General features: G+C 55.9%; 18 protein-coding genes and 1 pseudogene. 5 read left to right on the forward strand and 14 right to left on the reverse strand.

Going from position 1 to position 22555, the window contains the following annotated elements; all coding sequences use genetic code 11:
* Positions 1–42 precede the first annotated feature (42 nt).
* Entirely contained in the window at positions 43–1107 is a 1065-nt protein-coding gene (degS, locus tag RT120_RS15655; RefSeq protein ID WP_312984001.1) for an outer membrane-stress sensor serine endopeptidase DegS, read from the forward strand.
* 56 nt (positions 1108–1163) lie between these two features.
* On the opposite strand, the gene mdh is transcribed toward degS, so the two are convergent.
* The gene (gene mdh, locus RT120_RS15660) at positions 1164–2102 is read right to left on the reverse strand and encodes a malate dehydrogenase (protein WP_312984004.1); all 939 of its coding nucleotides are present in this window, start codon (positions 2100–2102) and stop codon (positions 1164–1166) included.
* Between the two features lie 422 nt (positions 2103–2524).
* Here mdh and argR point away from each other — a divergent pair, with 422 nt between their 5' ends.
* From argR to yhcN (RT120_RS15675), 3 genes are all read left to right on the forward strand, one after another.
* On the forward strand, positions 2525–2995 hold the full coding sequence (gene argR, locus RT120_RS15665; protein WP_312984006.1) for a transcriptional regulator ArgR: 471 nt from the start codon (positions 2525–2527) through the stop codon (positions 2993–2995).
* Positions 2996–3354: 359 nt separating this feature from the next.
* Positions 3355–3618: a peroxide/acid stress response protein YhcN gene (yhcN, locus tag RT120_RS15670; RefSeq protein WP_312984009.1), complete on the forward strand. Its 264-nt coding sequence runs from the start codon at positions 3355–3357 to the stop codon at positions 3616–3618.
* A 95-nt stretch (positions 3619–3713) separates the two neighbouring features.
* A complete protein-coding gene (gene yhcN, locus RT120_RS15675) occupies positions 3714–3980 on the forward strand; it encodes a peroxide/acid stress response protein YhcN (RefSeq protein ID WP_312984012.1) in 267 nt (88 codons plus the stop codon).
* 55 nt (positions 3981–4035) lie between these two features.
* On the opposite strand, the gene RT120_RS15680 is transcribed toward yhcN (RT120_RS15675), so the two are convergent.
* From RT120_RS15680 to aaeX, 5 genes are all read right to left on the reverse strand, one after another.
* Positions 4036–4314 (reverse strand): barstar family protein, encoded by a 279-nt coding sequence (locus tag RT120_RS15680; RefSeq protein ID WP_312984014.1) that lies wholly within the window; start codon positions 4312–4314, stop codon positions 4036–4038.
* 29 nt (positions 4315–4343) lie between these two features.
* Positions 4344–5798 carry an NAD-dependent succinate-semialdehyde dehydrogenase gene (locus tag RT120_RS15685; protein ID WP_312984017.1) on the reverse strand — a complete coding sequence of 485 codons (1455 nt, stop codon included), beginning with the start codon at positions 5796–5798 and terminating at the stop codon, positions 4344–4346.
* Between the two features lie 100 nt (positions 5799–5898).
* Positions 5899–7866, reverse strand: a complete 1968-nt coding sequence (gene aaeB, locus RT120_RS15690; protein WP_312984019.1) for a p-hydroxybenzoic acid efflux pump subunit AaeB — start codon at positions 7864–7866, stop codon at positions 5899–5901.
* Between the two features lie 4 nt (positions 7867–7870).
* On the reverse strand, positions 7871–8803 hold the full coding sequence (gene aaeA / locus RT120_RS15695; RefSeq protein ID WP_312984021.1) for a p-hydroxybenzoic acid efflux pump subunit AaeA: 933 nt from the start codon (positions 8801–8803) through the stop codon (positions 7871–7873).
* A gap of 7 nt (positions 8804–8810) precedes the next feature.
* Positions 8811–9014, reverse strand: a complete 204-nt coding sequence (gene aaeX, locus RT120_RS15700; RefSeq protein ID WP_002437480.1) for a p-hydroxybenzoic acid efflux pump operon protein AaeX — start codon at positions 9012–9014, stop codon at positions 8811–8813.
* A 171-nt stretch (positions 9015–9185) separates the two neighbouring features.
* Between aaeX and aaeR the strand changes: the two genes are divergently transcribed.
* Entirely contained in the window at positions 9186–10118 is a 933-nt protein-coding gene (gene aaeR, locus RT120_RS15705) for an HTH-type transcriptional activator AaeR (protein WP_312984022.1), read from the forward strand.
* Positions 10119–10156: 38 nt separating this feature from the next.
* On the opposite strand, the gene tldD is transcribed toward aaeR, so the two are convergent.
* The 8 genes and pseudogenes from tldD to csrD form a co-directional block, all read right to left on the reverse strand.
* The gene (tldD, locus tag RT120_RS15710; RefSeq protein WP_312984024.1) at positions 10157–11602 is read right to left on the reverse strand and encodes a metalloprotease TldD; all 1446 of its coding nucleotides are present in this window, start codon (positions 11600–11602) and stop codon (positions 10157–10159) included.
* A 65-nt stretch (positions 11603–11667) separates the two neighbouring features.
* Entirely contained in the window at positions 11668–15453 is a 3786-nt protein-coding gene (yhdP, locus tag RT120_RS15715; protein WP_312984025.1) for an AsmA2 domain-containing protein YhdP, read from the reverse strand.
* A 51-nt stretch (positions 15454–15504) separates the two neighbouring features.
* On the reverse strand, positions 15505–16974 hold the full coding sequence (rng, locus tag RT120_RS15720; RefSeq protein WP_161659228.1) for a ribonuclease G: 1470 nt from the start codon (positions 16972–16974) through the stop codon (positions 15505–15507).
* Positions 16964–17558, reverse strand: a pseudogene (locus RT120_RS15725) (Maf family protein). The gene rng and the pseudogene RT120_RS15725 overlap by 11 nt, the downstream one beginning before the upstream one ends.
* Positions 17559–17566: 8 nt before the next feature.
* The gene (mreD, locus tag RT120_RS15730; protein ID WP_125292988.1) at positions 17567–18055 is read right to left on the reverse strand and encodes a rod shape-determining protein MreD; all 489 of its coding nucleotides are present in this window, start codon (positions 18053–18055) and stop codon (positions 17567–17569) included.
* Complete coding sequence (gene mreC / locus RT120_RS15735; protein WP_125292987.1) at positions 18055–19059, reverse strand: rod shape-determining protein MreC; 1005 nt, start codon at positions 19057–19059, stop codon at positions 18055–18057. Before mreC ends, mreD begins: the two co-directional genes overlap by 1 nt.
* A gap of 66 nt (positions 19060–19125) precedes the next feature.
* Entirely contained in the window at positions 19126–20169 is a 1044-nt protein-coding gene (mreB, locus tag RT120_RS15740; RefSeq protein ID WP_000913396.1) for a rod shape-determining protein MreB, read from the reverse strand.
* Between the two features lie 307 nt (positions 20170–20476).
* A complete protein-coding gene (csrD, locus tag RT120_RS15745; RefSeq protein ID WP_312984029.1) occupies positions 20477–22417 on the reverse strand; it encodes an RNase E specificity factor CsrD in 1941 nt (646 codons plus the stop codon).
* Positions 22418–22555 lie beyond the last annotated feature (138 nt).

Here is a 22555-nt window from a genome sequence, read left to right on the forward strand (position 1 = left end):
TGATATGCTCCCTCCGGTCTCCCTGCTAATTAACGTTTACCCATGTTTCTGAAGCTTTTACGGCCCGTCTTTTTTGGACTGATTGTCGCTGCGCTGCTATTGGCGCTGATGCCGTCATTACGCAAAAACGGCACCGAATCAACGCCTGCGTATAACAGCGCCGATGACACCCCACTGAGTTATAACTCGGCGGTGCGCCGCGCTGCGCCTGCGGTGGTGAACGTCTATAACCGTGGCGTCAGCAACGGCGGGCGTAATCAACTGGAAATCCGCACCCTCGGCTCGGGCGTGATCATGGATCAGCGCGGCTATATCCTCACCAATAAACACGTGATTAACGATGCCGACCAGATCATCGTCGCCTTGCAGGATGGGCGAGTCTTTGAAGCGCTGTTGGTCGGCTCCGACAGCCTGACCGATCTGGCGGTTTTAAAAATCAACGCCACCTCGCTGCCCATCATTCCGATTAACGGGAAACGCATGCCGCATATTGGCGATATCGTGATGGCTATCGGCAACCCCTATAACCTGGGGCAAACCATTACCCAGGGGATAATCAGCGCCACGGGTCGTATCGGCCTTAACCCGTCCGGGCGGCAAAGCTTCCTGCAAACCGATGCCTCGATTAACCACGGTAACTCCGGCGGTGCGCTGGTGAACTCGCTGGGCGAGCTCATGGGCATCAATACTCTGTCGTTTGATAAAAGCAACGACGGCGAAACGCCGGAAGGAATTGGCTTCGCGATCCCGACGCAGCTGGCGACCAAGATTATGGATAAGCTGATCCGCGATGGCCGCGTGATACGTGGTTATATCGGCATCGGCGGGCGGGAAATCGCGCCAATGCACGGTCCGGCAATGGGCATCGATCAGATCCAGGGGATTATCGTCAACGAAGTGACCCCGGACGGCCCGGCGGCGCATGCCGGTATTCAGGTCAACGATGTGATCGTCTCAGTAAACAATAAACCCGCTATTTCGGCGCTGGAAACCATGGACCAGGTGGCGGAGATTCGCCCCGGCTCGGTCATCCCGGTGGTGGTGATGCGTGATGATAAGAAACTCACGCTACAGGTCACCGTTCAGGAATATCCGGCGACCAACTAACCGACGAAAAAAAACCGGAACTGATGTTCCGGTTTTGCTTTCTGAACCCGCGACGATTATTTGTTAACGAACTCTTCGCCCAGGGTGATGTCTTTTTTCAGGGTATCCAGCATGCCTTCCAGCGCCTGCTGTTCAAACGCGCTCAGGGTGCCGATGCTCTGACGCTCTTCAATACCGTTTTTACCCAGCAGCAGCGGCTGAGAGAAGAAACGCGCGTGTTCGCCGTCGCCTTCTACATAGGCACACTCAACCACGCCTTTTTCGCCCTGCATCGCGCGAACCAGAGACAGACCGAAACGCGCCGCCGCCTGGCCCATCGACAGAGTTGCCGATCCGCCACCCGCTTTGGCTTCTACCACTTCGGTGCCCGCGTTCTGAATACGTTTGGTCAAGTCGGCCACTTCCTGCTCGGAGAAGCTCACGTCTGGGATCTGGGACAGCAGCGGCAGAATGGTCACGCCAGAGTGGCCGCCGATCACCGGGACTTCAACCTCGGTCGGCTGTTTGCCTTTCAGTTCCGCTACAAAGGTGTTGGAGCGGATGATATCCAGCGTAGTCACGCCGAACAGTTTGTTCTTATCGTAAACACCGGCTTTTTTCAGCACTTCCGCTGCGATAGCAACAGTGGTGTTTACCGGGTTAGTGATGATGCCGATGCACGCTTTCGGGCAGGTGGTGGCAATCTGCTGCACCAGGTTTTTAACGATGCCCGCGTTGACGTTAAACAGGTCAGAGCGATCCATACCCGGTTTACGCGCCACGCCTGCGGAAATCAGCACAACGTCTGCGCCTTCCAGCGCCGGAGTCGCGTCTTCGCCGGAGAAGCCTTTGATCTTCACCGCGGTAGGGATATGGCTTAAATCAACCGCGACGCCCGGGGTAACCGGTGCGATGTCGTAGAGGGAGAGTTCTGAACCTGAAGGCAGTTGGGTCTTGAGTAGAAGGGCGAGCGCCTGGCCAATACCACCGGCCGCGCCGAGGACTGCAACTTTCATCCTAAACTCCTTATTATGATTTGCAATTAAAGTGCCGTTACTCCTTTGGTGGCGACCATGATTATCCAGGGCGGAAGTCATTACAATCTTTTCACCTTCAGATTGAGAAGTCATACCGGCTCTTTATGGCACAGACCTCACGCACATCAGGAAAATAGCCGGATCGCTACCGAAGCAACATATCAACAGGCGGTTACATTACACCCTCTTCATTCATCAAAACAACATCATTTTTATAACAATTGATTTACTTAATGGCTTATTTTCGAGTCGTGACACAGGCATGTTCTCCAATAACAAAATTTGATAAAATCCGCCGCTTTCATAACATTATTTCAGCCACATTTTCGGCCTGGTATTTGCATAAAAATTCAGATAAATGCATAATAATGTTGTTTCTTTGGCCAGATTGTAGGTGACCTATGCGCGGCTCGGCAAAACAAGAAGAATTAGTCAAAGCTTTCAAAGCGTTATTAAAGGAAGAGAAATTCAGTTCTCAGGGAGAGATTGTCCAGGCGTTGCAGGACGAAGGTTACGAAAACATTAACCAGTCCAAAGTCTCTCGCATGCTGACCAAATTCGGTGCGGTGCGTACACGCAACGCCAAAATGGAGATGGTCTACTGCCTGCCAGCGGAACTGGGCGTACCGACCACGTCCAGCCCACTCAAAAATCTGGTGCTGGATATTGATTACAACAATGCGGTGGTGGTGATCCACACCAGCCCGGGTGCGGCGCAGCTGATCGCGCGTCTGCTTGACTCGTTGGGTAAAGCCGAAGGTATTCTGGGCACTATCGCCGGGGACGACACCATCTTTACTACCCCCGCGAGAGATTTTTCGGTTAAAGAACTCTACGAAGCCATTCTGGTACTGTTCGAACAAGAACTGTAAGCCTTCTCTTCTACCGCCGCGCCCGCGGCGGTTGTTATTAAATATCCCCTTTTATTTCCTCTCCAGCCGTTACGTCTGACGGGTTAACGTTACATAGCCATTACATCTTTTCTAAAAAGCACAAATTATCAAATTTATTTATCTTTATGATTTTATTGATATTTATTTTCATAAACGCACAAAATGTAAATTTTTTATAACAGCAGGGAATAAAAAGTCCGTTTCTGGAAACAAAGTTTCATTGTAAATAATTAGCGTGGTATTAATTTTCCGCGTTATTAGTGTATACTTTATTTTGTGATGAGGGTCACGAAATGAGACCCCAAAGATAAAGATAAAAATACGACGAGGTAACGATCATGAAAATCAAATCAACCGTAGCCACCTTAAGCCTGCTTTCAATGCTCTCCTTTGGCGCTTTTGCCGCAACGTCTATCGACGCGCAACAAGCCCAGGGTCGTCAGTCACTCGGCACCGTTACTGTCTCTTCCGTGACCAGCTCACCGATGGACATGAACGAAATGCTCGATCAGAAAGCGCAGGAAAAAGGCGCATCCGCCTACCGCGTTATCGAAGCGCATTCTGGCGACGAATGGCACGCCACTGCTGAGCTGTACAAATAAGCATTAACCCTGTTCACCTGCATACATACATTTATTCTGTGTTCCGTACAGTGACTTCGCCTGCCGACCACAGAAACTCAAACGAGGAAACAACGATGAAAACCAAATTTACCCTTGCTGCTGTGACTCTGGCTTCCCTGATGGCTTTTGGCGCAAACGCCGCTGTTGAGCAAGTTAGCGCACAGGATGCCCAAAACATGCAATCTATGGGCACCATCTCTGTTGCCCAGCACGGCAGCTCGCCGATGGATATGCGCGAAGCGCTGGCTGAAAAAGCCGATCAGAAAGGCGCAACCGCTTACCGCGTTATTGAAGCGCGTACCGGTGATACCTGGCACGCCACTGCAGAACTGTATAAATAAGAACCTCGTCGTCGTGTCCGACGACTTGCCCCAGGTCGCCTGGGGCTTTTTTCGGTCACGTGGAATGACGAATATTGAAGCGGAGTTGGCCTTCCAACTCCTCTTCTGCTTCATCAAACAGCAAAATCAGTGCGCCAAACCGCCGACGGTTCTCTTCCGATAAGTGAACAAATTCAATCTCCAGCGGCAACGGCAAATACCCTTCCGTCACCACCTCCCACAAGCTATCCAGATTATTCACCTGCTGTTTCGTTAAGCCAAACGACCGGGTAAAGTCGCGATAAAAATCGGCCTGATCGGTGATTTCATCAAAGTCAAACGTGTAGATTTGCATTGTTTGTCACCCATCGGTGTGGTCACAGGTTAGAGTCCGCCGATATGCAGGGTTTTCACTTCCAGATATTCGTCCAGCCCCAGTACCGATCCTTCGCGCCCCAGCCCGGATTCTTTCACGCCGCCGAACGGCCCCAGCTCGGTAGATACCGCGCAGTCGTTCACGCCGATCATTCCACTTTCAAGCTGCGAAGAGACGCGGAATACCCGCTGTAGATTCTGGGTGTAAAAATAGGCGGCCAGGCCATACGGCGTATTGTTGGCGCGTTCAACCACCTCTTCTTCGCTGCTAAAGCGGAAGCAGGCAGCCAGCGGACCAAAGGTCTCTTCCTGGGCAAGCTTCATGTCATCGGTGGCATCAATCAGCACCGTCGGCTGCCAGAAGTTGCCGCCAAGATCGTGCGCTTTCCCGCCTGCCAGCACTTTTGCGCCTTTCGCGAGCGCATCTTCCACATGCTCGCGGACTTTATCCACGCCGGCTTTCTCAATCAGCGGCCCGACAATCACACCCTCTTCCAGACCATTACCCACTTTCAACTGCTTCACCGCCTCGGCCAGTTGGTTCACGAAGCGGTCATAGACGCCATCCTGAATAAAGAAGCGGTTAACGCTGACGCACACCTGCCCGGCGTTACGGAATTTATTGGCGATCGCACCTTTCACCGCCGCATCAATATCCGCATCGTCAAACACGATATACGGCGCATTGCCTCCCAGCTCCATGGAGACTTTTTTCATGGTTTCCGCCGCGTTGCGCACCAGGGTTTTACCCACTGCAGTCGACCCGGTGAAAGAGATTTTGCGCACTTCATGGCTTTCCATAATGGCGTCGCTGATTTCTGATGTTTTCCCGGCTACCGCATTCAACACGCCATCCGGAATGCCCGCTTTTTTCGCCAGCGCCAGCAGCGCGAACGCGCACAGCGGGGTGTTATTGGCGGGTTTAATCACGCCAGTACAGCCCGCCGCCAGCGCCGGACCGAGTTTGCGGGTCAGCATCGCCATCGGGAAGTTCCACGGGGTGATCGCCGCAACCACGCCAACCGGTTCACGGGTCGCCAGGATGCGTGACCCCGGTTTAGCCGGCGGGATAATCTCGCCGTTGGCGCGTTTCGCCTGCTCGGCAAACCACTGGATAAAACTGGCGGCGTAGTCCACTTCGCCTTCCGCTTCTTTCAGCGGCTTGCCCTGTTCGAGGGTCATTAAGCGCGCCAGCCAGCTTTTATTTTCGTTAATCAGCTCAAACCAGCGGTACAGTAACGTGGAACGCTCTTTCGCCGTCTTTTCCCGCCAGGCCGGGAAGGCCTTACTGGCCGCAGCGATAGCTGCCTGTGTCTCTTTCTTACCCGCTTTCGCGACTTTCGCAATCACTTCACCCGTCGCCGGATTCACTACGTCAAAGGTCTCGCCGGCCTGATGCCATTCACCATTAACCAGATAGCCTGTTTTAAAGAGTTCACTGTCCTGGAGTGCTTGTGTTGTCATCGTTTCCTCCTGATGGAGGGTGCTTTTTTGCACCCTCGGCTAAGTATAGCTACAAAAAAACCGACGCCCGGGCGTCGGTTTTTACGCTGTGCGGCAGCCGTCAATTATCTGTCAGGGCATGCTGATATTTTCGTAGCATCGAGGTCAACCGCTTCACCGACTCGGTGACCGACAGCGGCGCTTCCCAGACCTGCAATTTTTGCTGATAGATATCAAGCTCGTCGAGCAGTTGCAGGAAGGTCTGGTGGCGCTTATCGTCGCTGGAGGCCGATACCACCCGGTCAGCGGTGCGGCGTAACTGGCGGTGAAACGCCGACAAATCGTCATTCTCGGGGATCGGCGCATCGCGCAGTCGCTGGTGAGCAATGATTAAATTCAGCGCCAGGCGAAATTTGGCGATATCGCCGGGGAATTTACTCAGCAACAAAAACAGTTGCTGATACAGCGCCGGAAGATGGTTCTCCTTGCGCCGCGCCTTGTTGGTGGTCATTGCCGACACCGCCGCCAGCATAAACCGGTTAAGCAAGGCCCGCCCGGTTTGCGCCTGGGAATTATCGCGGATCAGCAGGATCACCATCATCGCCAGGAAGCAGCCCACAATCTGGCCGAGGGCGCTGTCCAGAAAGCGGCTGAACTCAAAGGTCATTGGGTTATCCAGCACAATAATATTGATGGTGCTGGCCAGCGCGCCCAGCGAACCTAAGCGCCGCTTTTGTACTTCAATGCCGATAAAGAACCCCAGCAGCGCCAGGCTGATGCACAGCAGCAACATGCTCTGCTGGGTTGCTGGCAGCACAATCAGGAAGTAAAACGCGCCGAGCGGCAGCGCCGCCAGGGTACCCAGCAGGAAATCCAGCGACACCATCCGCGGGTTGGGCAAGCGCATCGCCAGCGCCGTGACCACGGCGATCATCACCATCGCGCCGCTACCGGATGTCCAGCCGGTCCACAGCCAGAACAGCGTGCCGAGCATGCACGACACCGTGGTGCGCCAGAAGTTGATCATCGCATGATGACGCTCCGCCGAGGCCGCTTTCACCACCACTTCGCCTTCGAGAATTTCTTCTTCCACAGCGCTGATGCGCGTATTGCCGATCACGCCGCGCTTGAGCAGCAGAAAGCGCGTCGCCGCGCCAACCCAGCTATAAATTGTCACGGGCGTGTCGCTCTCGCCGGTCCAGGCCATTGCGCGACGGATAAATTTCAGGCGCTTATGGACATCTGCTACCGTTTCAACCGGCTCGCTGAAAAACTCATGGTATTCCGGTGGTACCGCTTCCGGGCGGGTGTTCTGAATCAGCCAGGTTTCACAGGCCTGGGTTATCAAGGTTAGCGAGAGCGTATTGATGACTTTTAGCCGTTGGTTGGCGCGCGCCCAGCGCGACGACTCCATATTCAGGTTGCTACGCATTCCTTCCAGCGCCGTGGTGCGACGCACCAGGTTGCCCCAGGCTTTGTCCACCACCTCGCTGTCGCCGTGGGCGATGCACAGTTGCATCAGGCGGTAATGATCCACCAGCAGCGCATCCAGCTCGCGGTCGATTTCCTGTTTGATGGAGCGCGGAGAAAACAGCAGGTCGGCGGCGATGGCGCAGCAGATGCCAATCACGATCTCACTACAGCGCTCCACGGCGAATTGCGGCGTCAGCAGCGGTTCGGCCTGCACGGTAATAACGATAATTAACGCGGTATAGCCCGCCAGCCCCCAGGCATAAGAGTTCTCGACCTTAACCAGCGACGATATCCAGGTACAAAAGCCGGCCCAGATGCAGCACGCCATCAGCATCACCACCGGCGCGCGGATCATAGAAATAATGATAATCAGGGCGGCGATACTGCCAATAAAGGTCCCGACGATACGCAGCATCCCGCGATAACGGATCGCCCCTGACCACGGCTCGCCGCCTGCGGCAAATGCCGGGCCTGCCGCCACAATCGCCGCGGTTAACACCGCCCAGCGCGGGGTTTCCAGCTGAAAATGGAAGCCAATAAACAGCGCCAGCACAATGGCTGTGGCCAGTTTCAGCGCAAAACGAACGTGCTGCGGCGCGATGGAAAAAATACCCATGGGATTAACCGAACTCGCGCAGACGGTGCATCAGGCGGTTAAACGGCGACGCATTGCGGTTATCCCGATCTTTATCGCCGGTGATCACCACGGTCGCCGTGGTGCCCGCCGGGAACAGATTACCGGTCTGCTCATCCAGACGAATGCGTACCGGCACACGCTGGGCCAGACGTACCCACTCCAGATTGGAATCGACCGATGCCATGCCTTTACCGTCGTTGCTGCTGCTGGCGTTAGTCACGCCCGCCGCCACGCTATCCACGGTGCCCCGCAGCACGCGGTTGCTGCCAAGCGGTGTAATTTCGGCACGGAAGCCAGGGCGCACGCCTTCCAGCTTTGTTTCTTCCATATAGGCCAGCACATAGAATGAGTGCTGCTTAACCAGCGCCACGGCGGTGGAACCCCGGGTGATAAACTCCCCGGCGTACACGTTGAGGTTAGTGACCCAGCCGTCGGCAGGCGCACGGATCACGGTGCGTTCTAAATCCAGCTTCGCCAGATCGCGGGTTGCTTGCGCACGCGCCATTTGATGCAGCACGGTTTGCAGCACGTTGTTGGACTGTTCAATCTCTTCGCGCGACATCGCCTGAATGCCGAGTTTGTTGCGACGTCCGGCTTCGCGGCGTTTTTCTGCGGCTAACGCCTGATAATAGGACACGTCCGCTTCGGCTTCTTCCAGCGCCTTCTGGTAGCGCGGTTGGTCAATGGTGAACAGCACCTGGTCTTTTTTCACCAGTTGGTTATCGTGAACCATTACCTGGGTGATCAACCCGGCGACGTCAGGGGCAATGGCCACCACATCGGCGCTGAAACGCGCATCGCGCGTCCAGGGCGATTCGGTGTAGTAAACCCAGGCACGGAAAATGGCGACGAAGGCCAGCGCTACCAGCGCCAGGGTGATCGCCGTTCGGGATATTTTTCTTGTAAGTGCTTTCACATCAACCTCAGACAAATAAGCGCGATATCAGATAAAACAGGCAGCAATACAGCGCGGTATTAAACAATGCCGGATGCCAGACAAAATCATAGATCCCTGTTGGGGTCAGCAAACGGCGCACCAGCCAGAAAATCGCCAGTGACAAAAGCAGCTCGAAGAATATCGGCGGAAAAGAGAGACCGAAAACCACGATAACCGGAAATAAACTCATACGAACCTTGATTAGCGTGCAGGCGAATTAGTGATGGATAACCGGGTGCACAAAGTCAGGAAGGACGGTGGACGCGTGCGGGTTAGTTACCTCGTTAATAATATATTAACGTAATTTATAATAAGTCATCTATCATATGTGATCTAAATCACTTTTCACTCAGAGTGAACAATGGAACGCCTGAAACGTATGTCGATTTTCGCGCGGGTTGTTGAGCAAGGCTCTTTTACCCGCGCCGCTAAACAGTTGGACATGAGCGTCTCGTCCATCAGCCAGACCGTGTCGAAGCTGGAGGACGAATTACAGGTCAAACTGTTAAACCGCAGTACGCGCAGTATCGGGCTGACTGAGGCGGGAAAAATCTATTACCAGGGCTGCCGCAAAATGCTCCATGAAGTGCAATCGGTGCATGAGCAGCTCTACGCCTTTAACAACACGCCCATTGGCACCCTGCGTATTGGGTGTTCTTCAACTATGGCACAAAATGTCCTGGCGGGAATGACAGCGCAAATGTTGCGCGAATATCCGGGTTTGACCGTCAATCTGGTGACTGGTATTCCTGCGCCGGATCTGATCGCTGACGGGCTGGATGTGGTGATCCGCGTCGGCGCGCTTCAGGATTCGAGCCTGTTTTCTAAACGGCTTGGCGCGATGCCGATGGTGGTCTGCGCGGCGAAGTCCTATCTTGCGCGCTACGGCACGCCGGAAAAGCCTTCGGATCTCAGCAATCATTCATGGCTTGAATACAGTGTGCGTCCCGACAATGAGTTTGAGCTGATCGCACCGGAAGGGCTCTCCACGCGCCTGATCCCGCAAGGGCGTTTTGTCACCAACGATCCGATGACGCTGTCGCGCTGGCTGATTGAAGGGGCCGGGATCGCGTATGTACCGCTGATGTGGGTGATCGACGAGATCAACCGGGGCGAACTGGAGATCCTGTTCCCGCGCTACCAGTCCGATCCGCGCCCGGTTTACGCGCTGTACACCGAACGGGATAAACTGCCGCTGAAGGTGCAGGTGTGCATTAATTATCTGACAGAATATTTTGCCGGGGTGGCGACGCTGTATCAGGAGAGGCGTTTCGGAAGTAAAGAGACGCGATAATCAAACCCTCTCTTAATAGAGAGGGTTTGCAGGAGAAATTACGCGGTACCGCCCACGGTCAGGCTGTCGAGTTTCAGGGTCGGCTGGCCGACGCCGACCGGCAGGCTCTGGCCTTCTTTACCGCAGACGCCGACGCCGTTATCCAGTTTCAGATCGTTGCCGACCATCGAAATCTGCTGCATGGCTTCGATACCGGAGCCGATCAGGGTCGCGCCTTTCACTGGCGTGGTCACTTTACCTTTTTCGATCAGGTACGCTTCAGAAGTGGAGAATACGAACTTGCCGGAGGTGATATCGACCTGGCCGCCGCCAAAGTTCGGCGCATAAATTCCGTACTCCACCGATTCAATGATTTCCTGTGGCGTGGATTTCCCCGCCAGCATATAGGTGTTGGTCATGCGCGGCATTGGCAGATGGGCATAGGATTCACGGCGACCGTTGCCCGTCGGCGCAACGCCCATCAGGCGCGCATTGAGTTTATCCTGCATGTAGCCTTTGAGAACGCCGTTTTCGATCAGCACGTTGTACTGGCCCGGAACGCCTTCGTCGTCAATGGCCACCGAACCACGGCGCGAGGCCATGGTGCCGTCATCCACCACGGTGCAAAGTTCCGACGCCACCCGTTGGCCCATCTGGCCGCTGAAGACGGAGGTGCCGCGACGGTTAAAGTCGCCTTCCAGACCGTGACCGACCGCTTCGTGCAGCAGCACGCCCGGCCAGCCCGCGCCCAATACCACCGGCAGCGTGCCCGCTGGCGCGGCAACGGCGGAAAGATTCACCAGCGCCATGCGCACCGCTTCTTTGGCCCAGGCATCAGCGCGCACTTCGCCATCTGATGCTTCCAGGAACCACTCATAACCAAAACGACCACCGCCGCCAGCGGAACCGCGCTCGCGCTTGCCGTCCTGCTCAACCTGCACGCTGACCGATAAACGCACCAGCGGACGCACGTCCGCCGCCAGGGTGCCATCGGTGGCAGCCACTAAAATCAATTCATACACGCCGGTCAGGCTGGCGTTCACTTCCTGCACCCTGGCGTCTGCCGCACGGGCCACGCCGTCGACGCGCTTGAGGATGTCGAGTTTCTCTTCTCGGGTCAGGCTTTGCAACGGGTCCAGCGAGGTGTACAGCGCTTTATGCTCTACAGCCCCCAGGGTTTGCACACGTCCATCGCCCTGCTCGCGCACAATACTGCGCGCCGCATGGGCACTCTGTTCCAGCGCCAGCAGGCTGACCTGGTCGGCATAGGCAAAACCGGTTTTCTCGCCGCTCACGGCGCGTACGCCCACGCCCTGGTCAATATTGTAAGAGCCATCTTTGATGATGCGGTCTTCCAATACCCAGGATTCGTGATAGCTCGACTGAAAATACAGATCCCCGTAATCCACACGGCGCTCAGTCAGTTGACCGAGGATGGAAAACAGATCGTGATGGTTCAAGCCATTCGCAGACAACAACTGCTCAGTTACCAGGTTCAGACTCATCGTTAGGCTACTCTATAGGGTGATTCATAATAGGGAGCTTGCGGCAATTCATTGATGCCGTCAAATCATTGCGCCTTCCCGGCGCGCGGTTCGCGCAACACTTCGTTAATCTGCGGTTTATCAAGCGGACCGGAAATATGGTAACGCAGCACGGAGATTTTGCTCCACAGCGGGCCAAGCACCTTACTGGCGGCAAACACCGCCGCGCCGACAATCGGGTTGACCACGAAGGCCGTAGCCACGCCCACGGTGGCGGAAATTTCCGGCGCGACGATCGCCTCCATATCCAGCCGGCGGCGCGCCAGGTCAACCGAGCCTTTCATGGCGATGTCCGCTTCCAGGCCGTCTACCAGCGTATCGTCGGTATGTAATACGCCATCTTTAATCCATGCGGTGCTGCGAATGGAATCAAAATAGAACCCATCGCCAAACGTATCGCTAAAGTCGAAGCGCAGTTTACGCAGCAGGGCATCAAAGCTCATCAGGCGCAGTAGCTGTCCGGCGTGGCCGGTGCCCAAATCTTCGATTTGCCCTTTGCCGAGACGGGTGTGCAGGATGCCGTTAAGCGACGCTTCATCTGGCTTCCAGGGCATATCCCGCCAGTGGAGATCGTAATCCAGATCGAACGAAGACCCCTGGATAGGCGTAGAGACGCCAAAGAAATTGGTCGCGGCATCGATCTTCTTGCCTTTCAGCGTCCCTTTTATTGACGTACGCGGCTCGCGGGCGCGGTTAACCCATTCGCCCTGGGCGGTAAGCTTCGCAAAGCCGGTATCGACGATACCGTTGGATAAGGTCAGCGTGTCGCCCGATATCGCAACATCGCCATCGATGCGTCCATATTTCTGGCCCCACAGCCAGCATTCGGCGCAGCGCAGCTGCACGTCAGGCCAGCCGCTGAAATTAATACGTTGGTCTGGAATTGGGCTGGCAGGCGCTTTGGCGTCCGTCACCGCGCTCCATACCGGGTTGAAGTAAAGGTATTTAATCTCGGCCAGCCACGGACCGGTTTTGTTCATCGCCAGCGAGCCGTTGATCTCACGTCCCTGTACGGAGACGTCATTACCCCGGGAAATGATACTGACGTTATTCCATTGCTGCCCACCCAGCGTCAGCGCCGGAGTGCGTAAGGTGACATGCTCCGGGAACTGCGTGGCGTTGCTGACGTCATCTGCTGCGCCTTTCTGGAACAGGGCCAGCCACTCGGCACCGTCCAGCGCCGGGAGGTTGAGTTCAACCCCCGCCTGCTCCGGCAACGGCGGCAGGGTTTTACTGTCAGACACCCAGATGCCGCGATCGAGGGTGAGCTTATTGCCCAACAGCCAGCGGCTGTTAAAGCGATGCCCGTTGCCCGCATTGCCCGTAAGCGTAAATCCGCGCAGATCGCCTTTAACGTTGACCGTCAGCGGTAGAGGCTCTCCGGCGTCTTTACTGGCAGGAGAAGGTAAGCGACTGCTCACTTCTTTTAAATCGCTTTTCACCGCCACGTCATACTGCGCGCTGCCTTTATACGGCAGGGTAATCCCCACTTTGCCCTGCCAGGGCATCCGGCCCGCCAGCGCGTCATTAATCGGTTTCGGCAACAGCCCGGTGCGCGTTGGCTGCCAGTTGGCGTCCAGATTAATCCCCACCTGGTAAGCTTTATCGCCCTGTGTGGTGTTGAAATCCAGATTCATCGGCTGATTAAACCAGGTGGCGCGCATCGGCTCGCTTTGCAGATCGCCGTTGACGAAACGGAATGTTCCGCTCAGGTTATGCACGGTGCTGTCGAGGGGTTTGATAAACAGCGTGTTGTCGTTCAGCACCACATCGCCCTTCGCCGTCACCCGCTCGCCGGTAAAGGGGATATCAAGATGTAAGCGAGCATTCACATCGCCATCAAGCTGGAGTTCATCCAGCGCGGCTCCCAGTGAATCATCCAGCGGTGTCTCTTTAAAATAGGGCCCAACCGCTTTGCCCGGCCCGGAAATATCCGCGTCGATCAGCAGCTTTTCTTTGGCGTAATCCGGGATATTGGCGGTAATGTTGCGCCCTTTCACGCCGCCCAGCATGGCTTCCGGCGATTTCATCCACAGACCGTCATTGATAAAGTCGAGTTCGACTTCAATGCCTTTCAGCGCAGGCCAGTCAGGCTGGAACGCATAGGTCGCGTTACGCACCGGCACCAGCACTTCGAATTGCCCTTCGTTTTTATAATAGGGGAACAGCTTCGGGTTGCCGCCGTAGACCAGCGTGGCGTTGTCGGCCTGGCCGCCCTGGATCGCACCGCTCAGGTAATCCACCAGATGTTTGCCCATCAGGTTTTCCGGGAAATAGCGCCACGCCTGGGAAGCATCATCCGTGCTAATGCCCGCCAGGATCGCCAGCCACGGCTCGTCGCCGACCGGCTGCTGGTAGCGGAAGTCGCCCCGCGCATGGACTGCGGTGGCTTTAACATCGATATTTTTGCCGTCCAGCGTCAGGCCCTGCGCGTCTTTGCGCCACTCCAGTGTCGCCTTGCCGTTAGCAATTTCCAGCGGCGCGCGGAACACGCCTTCGTACGGCATCTTCGCCTGTTTCATGTTGGCGGTGACGCGGCCATTCTCCACGCTGCCGGATAGGGTGCCGGAGAAATGTTCAGCGCCTGGCAGTAACTTCCACTGGTTCCAGGAGAGATCGCGCCATTCACCCTGGAAGCGCGTTTTCTCCGTCGCCGCCAGAGGGATGTCCAGCGCCAGGGTATCGAGGTGGCCTTTTGGCCGCAGGGTATTCCACACTTCGCCAAAAGCGGGCGAAAGCTTATTAGTAATCGGGATCAGGCCGTTCAGCCCCTGAAGCTCAAGATTGTTGGCGCGAATACGCAGCTCATCGCTGGTTTTACGATCGACCCCGCCAACTTCCTGGGCAGGCAGCCATGCCAGCGTTAACGCGCCCGCAGGCCAGGGGATGTCGTCCATAGTGATATTGGTGCGCGGAATATCCAGTTGCCAGCCCGCGCCCTCTTTGCGCAAATGGGCGGTCAGGTTATCGACCTGAAGATGATGCGGCTGGCTGTCGCCCTGCCAGGTTGCGCCGCCGCGCTTCAGCCAGACGTCCCCGTCGGCAATATCCCCTTTGCGGATATTCATCCAGGCGGCAAGGCTGAACTGCGCCGTAGAGAGCGAGACGTTCTCGGTCATCCATCTGCCCAGCCAGGGTTTAACGTCGACATCATCCGCCTGTAGCCAGATGGTGCCGTTGCTCAACAGGCCGTCATCATCGCGCAAATCCATACGCAACTGCATGGTCCCGTGCTGGCCGGTCAGGCTGGAAAGGCTAATTAACCCTTCCGCGCGGTGGCGATCGCGGCCATTAAGCCAGGTCAGCCTGGGGATCGCCAGTTCTGCGCGCTGGCCGGAAAGGGTGATAAAGCTAATATTGCTGTCGCGCAGATCAAACTGATCGAACTGGCGCAGAAACAGATCGCTGATTTTGTTGGCCGGGATCGGCTCCCCGCTTTCACTCTGGGTAAAAGGGGTATTGGTGCGGATATTGAGTTGATAAAACGTGAGATCGCGGAACTGCCAGCGCGCGTGAAGCAGGCTCTGCCACACGTCCAGCGCCAGGGTGACGCGCTTAACCGTCAATTCGCCGCCCTCTTTCAGGCTCGCTTTGATGTCGCGCACCTCCAGCGTCGGGCCGAAATTTTGCCAGGAAGCCTGAAGATAGCTGGCATCGACCGGCGCGCCGGTGGCGGCGCTGATTTTCTCAAGCAGCGCGGGACGCCAGTTGTTGAGATGCGGCAACGCCAGACGCAGCCCGCTCACTAACAGGGCGATAATCACGACCAGCGTTGCGCCTGTGATTAACAGTATGCCCGGCAGTCGCCTCACATTCCTCTCCTTGTCATCCGCCACCGCGGAGCGTAGGTTACCTGCACCGGGTTACATCATAACGACGTCAAACTGCTCTTGATTATAGAGCGGCTCAATTTGTACTTTGACCTGCTTACCAACGAAAATTTCCACCTCTGCCAGCGCATGCGACTCTTCGCTTTTTAACGCTTCTGCCACCGCTGGCGCGGCGTAAACCAGGAAGCGATCGGACTCGTAAGCATGATGCACACGCACGATTTCACGCATGATTTCGTAGCAAACGGTTTCCACGGTTTTCACCGTGCCGCGACCGTGGCAGGTCGGGCATTCGTTGCATAATACGTGCTCGACGCTTTCACGGGTACGCTTGCGGGTCATCTCCACCAGCCCCAGTTGGGAGAATCCGTTGATGCTGGTTTTCACCCGGTCTTTGCTCAGCGCCTGCTCCAGCGAGTGCAGCACCCGGCGGCGATGGTCTTCATTATTCATATCGATGAAATCAATAATGATAATGCCGCCCAGATTACGCAACCGCAGTTGGCGGGCAATCGCCTGCGTCGCTTCGATGTTGGTATTAAAAATAGTATCGTCGAGATTGCGGTGGCCGACAAAAGCGCCGGTATTGATATCCACGGTGGTCATGGCTTCAGTCTGATCGATGATCAGATAGCCGCCGGATTTCAGTTCAACCTTGCGCTCCAGCGCGCGCTGGATTTCATTCTCTACGTCGTAAAGATCGAAAATCGGCTGGCGGCCGGTGTAGTGTTCCAGCTTGCTGGTCATCTCCGGGATATATTCCGCCGTGAATTCCAGCAGCATGTCGTAAGTGAGACGCGAGTCGACGCGGATTTTATCCAGCGAGGTATCGGCGAAATCGCGCAGTACACGCTGGGCCAGTGCCAGTTCGCCGTACAGCTGATAGCGCGTTTGATGGCGTTTTTTACGCTCCATTACTTTGGTCCAGACGCGTTTCAGGTACGCCGCGTCAGAGGCCAGATCTTCCGTACAGACGCCTTCCGCCGCAGTACGAATGATAAATCCGCCCTGCTCGTCGCAATAATCCGCCACCACCTTTTTCAGGCGGTCGCGCTCGGATTCGCTTTCGATACGTTGGGAAACGCCGACGTGCGACGCGCCGGGCATAAACACCAGGTAGCGGGACGGCAGGGTGATGTCGGTGGTCAGACGCGCGCCTTTGGTGCCGAGCGGATCTTTCACCACCTGCACCATTAAATCCTGGCCCTGGCGGACCAGTTCAGAGATATCGCGAACGGTGAAATTTTTCTGCTCTTCACCCGCCACGCATTCGGTATGCGGCATGATGTCTGAGGCATGAAGAAACGCGGCCTTTTCCAGGCCAATATCGACAAATGCCGCCTGCATTCCTGGCAGAACCCGGCTGACGCGACCTTTGTAGATATTCCCTACGATCCCGCGCCGCGCTTCACGCTCGATGTGAATTTCCTGAAGGATCCCACCATCGATATACGCCACCCGGGTTTCCGAAGGGGTTACGTTCACTAACAGTTCAGCCGTCATGTTCTCTTCTATCCTTCACGCAGTGAGTTAAAGTTACTCAGCAACTCATACGTTTCCACCAGCGGTAAGCCGACTACGGCGTGGTAGCTGCCATTAATCTTCCTGACGAAACAGCCACCCAGCCCCTGAATACCGTATGCACCTGCTTTATCCATAGGTTCACCGCTGGCGACATAACCGGCGATATCCTGTTGCGACAGTACTCTGAAGGTCACTTCCGTGACGACCAGACAATCCATGATGTGTTGACGATCGGCAATAGCCACCGCCGTCATGACTTGATGCGTTTGGCCAGAGAGGCGATGCAGCATCGCACAGGCTTCTTCCGGGGATTGCGGTTTTTCCAGCACGTCGCCGTTGAGGATCACAATCGTGTCCGCGCCCAGTACCGGCAGGTCGCGTTGCGCCTGCGCCACGCCCGCCTGCGCTTTATCGCGTGCCAGGCGCACCACGTAATGCTGCGCACTTTCCTGCGGTTGGCGGCGTTCTTCCACGTTGGTGACGATGCGTTCGAAATCGATGCCCAACTGCGTTAACAGTTCCTGACGACGCGGCGAGCCTGATGCGAGATAAATCGCTGACATAATCCCTCTTATTGCACTGCAAACTGCTGGCGAATTTTACGCATCAACAGGAAAAGCCATGGCCAGAGTATGCCGTTCACTACACTACTCCAGAACACTTCCGGCTTGAAAGAGACGTTGATCACTAAAAATTCAGCCCAGAAAACAATAATATCCGAAGCCAGTGACAGTAATACCACCACCAGAGCTTGTTGCCAGAGCGCCAGATTCCTGAAGAGCTGATATTTAAGCGCCACCAGATAGGCAATGATGCACAGCGACAGGGCGCGAACGCCCAACGTAGAGCCACTAATGAGATCCAGTATGGCACCCATCACGAAACCTGTACCGACATTTACGCGATGCGGCAACGCCAGGATCCAGTAAAGCAGGATCAATAATACCCAGTCAGGCCGGAAGGCAAGAAGGTCATCCGGCCAGGGCATTATTTGCAATAACAAGGCGATAAGGAAAGAGAGCCAAATAACCCAACGTCCCTGACTTCGATAACTCGCCACTATTGCCCTCCCGCAGCGCCAGGCGCAGCAGGCGCGGGTTGGGTGATCCCGGTAGCTGGCGCAGGCACGGGCGCAGGTGGCCCCATCGCATCCGGCGACGGCAACACTTGCGGCATCATCTGCATCAGACGCTCATTCGCCACGCGATGCACGTCTTCCGGCGTCATCGGGTTAGCGCCGTTGCGATCGGCACCCCACAGCAACAGTAAATAACGTAAACGCTGTAATCCGGCAGTCGGACGCGCCTGAATCACGGTATACGCCCGCTGGGTATCCAGTTTCACGGAAGACACCACCGCAACCGGATAACCTTCAGGGAAACGGCCGCCCAGGCCGGAGGTCACCAGGACATCGCCGACGCGAATATCGGTATTCGCCGGAAGATGCTCAAGCTGTAAATCGTCGGTGCAACCGTTACCTGCGGCAATCACGCGGATATCGTTACGCAGGACCTGAATCGGCAGCGCATGGGTCGCATCGCAAATTAGCAGCACGCGGCTGGTGAGTTTCGCTACCGCCACCACCTGGCCGACGACGCCTTTATCGCTGATCACCGGCTGGCCTTCATACACGCCGTTCACGCTGCCTTTGTCGATAACCACCTGATCGCTGTAGGGATCGTTAACAGTGGATATCACCTGGGTAACCATTTTCTGCTCGTCCTGACGCAGCGGTGAGCCCAGCAGCTCGCGCAGACGCGCATTTTCCTGGCGGTACTGGCCCAGCAACAGAATTTCGCTGTTTTTTAACAATAACTCCTGACGCAGCGCCCGGTTTTCTAACTCAAGTTGATCGCGTGACGCCAGGGTTTGAGACACGTTGTCCAGTAATTGACGTGGACCATTTGATACAAAGTAGAAGGGACTGACGGCGGTATCCATGTACGTTCGGATCTGGCTGAACGTACCGAGGCGGCTGTCGGCGATAATGACACCAAGCGCCACCAGAACCGCCAGGATCAGGCGAAACTGTAGCGACGGGCCACGGCTAAAAATTGGCTTCATAGGCTATGCGTATTCCTCGGCTGCAAGAAAAGGGCAGACCTTACGGCTGCCCTTACCTGCGGCTGATTACTCTTCGCTGAACAAGTCGCCGCCGTGCATGTCGATCATTTCCAGTGCCTTGCCGCCGCCGCGGGCTACGCAGGTCAATGGATCTTCCGCGACCACTACCGGAATGCCTGTTTCTTCCATCAGTAGACGGTCAAGGTTACGCAGCAGTGCGCCACCGCCGGTGAGCACCATACCGCGCTCGGAGATATCAGACGCCAGCTCCGGCGGGCACTGTTCAAGCGCAACCATCACGGCGCTCACGATACCGGTTAACGGCTCTTGCAGCGCTTCGAGAATTTCGTTGGAGTTGAGCGTAAAGCCACGCGGCACACCTTCTGCCAGGTTACGACCACGCACTTCGATTTCACGCACTTCATCACCCGGATAGGCGGAACCGATTTCATGCTTGATACGCTCAGCGGTGGCTTCGCCGATCAGCGAGCCATAGTTACGACGCACATAATTAATGATGGCTTCGTCAAAGCGGTCGCCGCCGATACGCACGGAGGAGGAATACACTACGCCGTTCAGGGAGATCACCGCCACTTCGGTGGTACCGCCACCGATATCCACCACCATAGAACCGGTTGCTTCGGAAACCGGCAACCCGGCACCGATGGCGGCCGCCATCGGTTCTTCGATCAGGAACACTTCACGTGCGCCAGCGCCCTGCGCGGATTCGCGGATGGCACGGCGTTCTACCTGGGTCGCGCCAACTGGCACACACACCAGCACACGCGGGCTTGGGCGCATAAAGCTGTTGCTATGCACTTGCTTGATGAAGTGCTGCAGCATTTTTTCCGTGACAAAGAAGTCGGCGATTACGCCGTCTTTCATCGGGCGAATCGCCGCGATGTTGCCAGGCGTACGGCCCAGCATTTGTTTCGCATCATGACCGACGGCGGCAACGCTTTTCGGCGATCCTGCGCGGTCCTGACGAATGGCCACAACGGAAGGCTCATTCAGTACGATGCCTTGCCCTTTTACATAAATGAGGGTATTCGCGGTACCCAGGTCAATGGACAGGTCATTGGAAAACATGCCACGAAATTTTTTCAACATACTAAGGGATAATCCTGAAAGCTGGGGCGGAAAACAAAATCCGCTTACTTTACCAACCACACGACGCAGCGACAAGGCGCAAAAAATGTTCTGCGACGGTGAAAAAGAGTGCCGTTCTCGCCTCTTTCGTCAGCGCATTACCCACCACTCGCCATCCTGCTAAAAGCATCGTTCGCGAAGGGTACTCATAACGCAAAGAGGTTATAAACTGGCTGTATATTTGCTGCGTGAATCTGTCCGGCAGGCGCACTCGCCCCCTTAAGATGCAGCGCGCGTTATTCTACGTGAAATCTGGCTAAACGGCAGGTCAAACCGAGAATCTTTGAGAATATTTTTTCACGCTGGTATCCAGGGGCTGCGAGGCCGAGAAGAAATCGCCCTGACCGCCCGTCACGCCGCGTTCCACCAGGGTCTGCCATTCGCTTCGGCTACGAATGCCCGCCGCAAATAACTGGGCTTGCGTACCGCTGCAAGCCTCCACCAGACTCTGCACAAACAGTTGATTTTCTGTACGCTTTTCAATATTGCGCACCAGCCCCGGATGGAGCTTCACCACCTCGACATTGAGATCGTTGATGTACGCGGTACTGACCACGGTTAATCCGGCCTGTACCACGCCAATACGCGCCCCCAATGCCTGTATTAATCGCACAACCGGTTGTAAACGGTTGATGTGTTGACAAACATCCGCCTCTGCAAGTTCAAAAAGAATGCGTTTTCTTTGCGATTTTTCACATTGCATCAGCGTATCGCGCAGCCAGCGCTGGAATGGCGGGCGGATCAACGACTCCACAGAGACGGGAACAGCAAGGGTTTCTTCCGGCCAGAAGCGTAAAAACGGGATCACGCGGGTAATAATTTGCCGGTCGAACTGCTCGGCAAGGCCAAACTGGATCACCATCGGCATAAACTCCGCCGCCAGCACTTCTTCCTTGCCATCGAAGATACGACACATTAATTCTCGGTGATGCACCCAGCCTTCACGCGTGACGGCGGGTTTTTGGTAGAATCGCGGGCCGCCACGCTGTAAAGCATTTTCGATCAGCGTGCGCCAGCGTACGTTGCCGCGCCCCTTCTCCGGCAGCGATTCGTCATACACCGACCAGCCGTTTCCGCCGTGCAATACCGCGTTGCGCGTCGCCACCTGGGCGCTTTCGATAACATTTTCGATGCTCTGGCCGCCCCGAAAGGCGCAAATACCGATATGCAGCATATCGGCGCTGTCCAGCATACGTGTGGGAGGAAGCGCATCCACGGCATTCAGCAACTGGCTGGCGATGCCCTCCGCCTCCTTAAGCGTACGGTGGGGCAGCAGCACGGCAAAATCGCTGCGAAAGTAGCGCGCCAGCAGTGCGCCGGGGTAGCGCATAATAAAGGTAGAAAACATATTTATCAGATTGAAGAGATACTCTTCTACCGCCGTTTTGCCCCAGGTTTCACGCAGGGTGTCGAAATCCGGCAGGCGCATCATCATCACTACGCCATGCGCGCCCGCGCTCTCCTGGTCTTCCAGAAGCGTCGCGAGCTGGTTATCAAAAAACAGCCGGTTACTCAGGCCGGTTTTTGAGTCCTGGGCCGCAAAGGCGCGGATCAGGGTGTCCATACGGTTGCGCTGCTCGCTGGCATGCTGAATATCCGACAGCAAAATATCCATCGCGCTGCTGGCGCGCGTCGGCCACTCATGCATCGAGCCACGTACCCGGTTGCCGCGCTCGCCGTTAAGTATCCGGCTGGCCCGCGTTTCCAGCAGCTCCAGCCCGGAAAGCTGGCGTTTAATCCAACGCCCCCCCAGGAAAATCATCGCCACCATAAAGATGATGGCAATACTTAATGGTGCAGTGGTCAACACAGAGCGAAAGTAATTCACCACCGGATCGCTCCAGGTTACGCGGACAGCCAGGCCAGGGTTTTTCAGTAAATTAAACGTCTCGCTGCGCCAGCGCTCCACGCCGCCCAGTTGCCGGTACATACGCGGCGCGTTGACTTCTACCAGCGTGTGCCCGTTTTTAATAAATTCGATTCGCGAGATATCAACGGGGGCCATCATGCCCGCCAGGCGAGGCGCCAGATCTTCCGGCGTGTGGATGAGCAGTTCATTGTCGATCACCGTCACCACGGCGGAGATCCGCTTCTCCAGCTTATAATGAACGGAGTTGTAGAAACTGGCGGCGCAGCCGAAGAGCGTGACCAGAATCGCCAGACTGGTCAGCAAGGTAACGAAGGCAGAGAATTTCGTCGTTAATCGCATCCTTGAGTTAACTCCGTTTTGGGGTGATACCAGCAACCTTTAAGGTTGTCCTCGCGACAATAAAAGTGAGTGCTAACTAATTAGCCAGAGCCGCGCATAGTAGCAAACGACGTCAGGTTTAACAGGATTTATTGCGTT

Origin of the sequence: Atlantibacter sp., assembly GCF_032062175.1 — a bacterium.
Classification (GTDB): Bacteria; Pseudomonadota; Gammaproteobacteria; order Enterobacterales; family Enterobacteriaceae; genus Atlantibacter.

Excerpts from the sequence above, each read along its gene's own strand:
- degS (WP_312984001.1), top strand. The coding sequence starts at position 43 with ATGTTTCTGAAGCTTTTACGGCCCGTCTTTTTTGGACTGATTGTCGCT.
- mdh (WP_312984004.1), bottom strand. The coding sequence starts at position 2,102 with ATGAAAGTTGCAGTCCTCGGCGCGGCCGGTGGTATTGGCCAGGCGCTC.
- argR (WP_312984006.1), top strand. The coding sequence starts at position 2,525 with ATGCGCGGCTCGGCAAAACAAGAAGAATTAGTCAAAGCTTTCAAAGCG.
- yhcN (WP_312984009.1), top strand. The coding sequence starts at position 3,355 with ATGAAAATCAAATCAACCGTAGCCACCTTAAGCCTGCTTTCAATGCTC.
- yhcN (WP_312984012.1), top strand. The coding sequence starts at position 3,714 with ATGAAAACCAAATTTACCCTTGCTGCTGTGACTCTGGCTTCCCTGATG.
- RT120_RS15680 (WP_312984014.1), bottom strand. The coding sequence starts at position 4,314 with ATGCAAATCTACACGTTTGACTTTGATGAAATCACCGATCAGGCCGAT.
- RT120_RS15685 (WP_312984017.1), bottom strand. The coding sequence starts at position 5,798 with ATGACAACACAAGCACTCCAGGACAGTGAACTCTTTAAAACAGGCTAT.
- aaeB (WP_312984019.1), bottom strand. The coding sequence starts at position 7,866 with ATGGGTATTTTTTCCATCGCGCCGCAGCACGTTCGTTTTGCGCTGAAA.
- aaeX (WP_002437480.1), bottom strand. The coding sequence starts at position 9,014 with ATGAGTTTATTTCCGGTTATCGTGGTTTTCGGTCTCTCTTTTCCGCCG.
- aaeR (WP_312984022.1), top strand. The coding sequence starts at position 9,186 with ATGGAACGCCTGAAACGTATGTCGATTTTCGCGCGGGTTGTTGAGCAA.
- tldD (WP_312984024.1), bottom strand. The coding sequence starts at position 11,602 with ATGAGTCTGAACCTGGTAACTGAGCAGTTGTTGTCTGCGAATGGCTTG.
- rng (WP_161659228.1), bottom strand. The coding sequence starts at position 16,974 with ATGACGGCTGAACTGTTAGTGAACGTAACCCCTTCGGAAACCCGGGTG.
- mreC (WP_125292987.1), bottom strand. The coding sequence starts at position 19,059 with ATGAAGCCAATTTTTAGCCGTGGCCCGTCGCTACAGTTTCGCCTGATC.
- mreB (WP_000913396.1), bottom strand. The coding sequence starts at position 20,169 with ATGTTGAAAAAATTTCGTGGCATGTTTTCCAATGACCTGTCCATTGAC.
- csrD (WP_312984029.1), bottom strand. The coding sequence starts at position 22,417 with ATGCGATTAACGACGAAATTCTCTGCCTTCGTTACCTTGCTGACCAGT.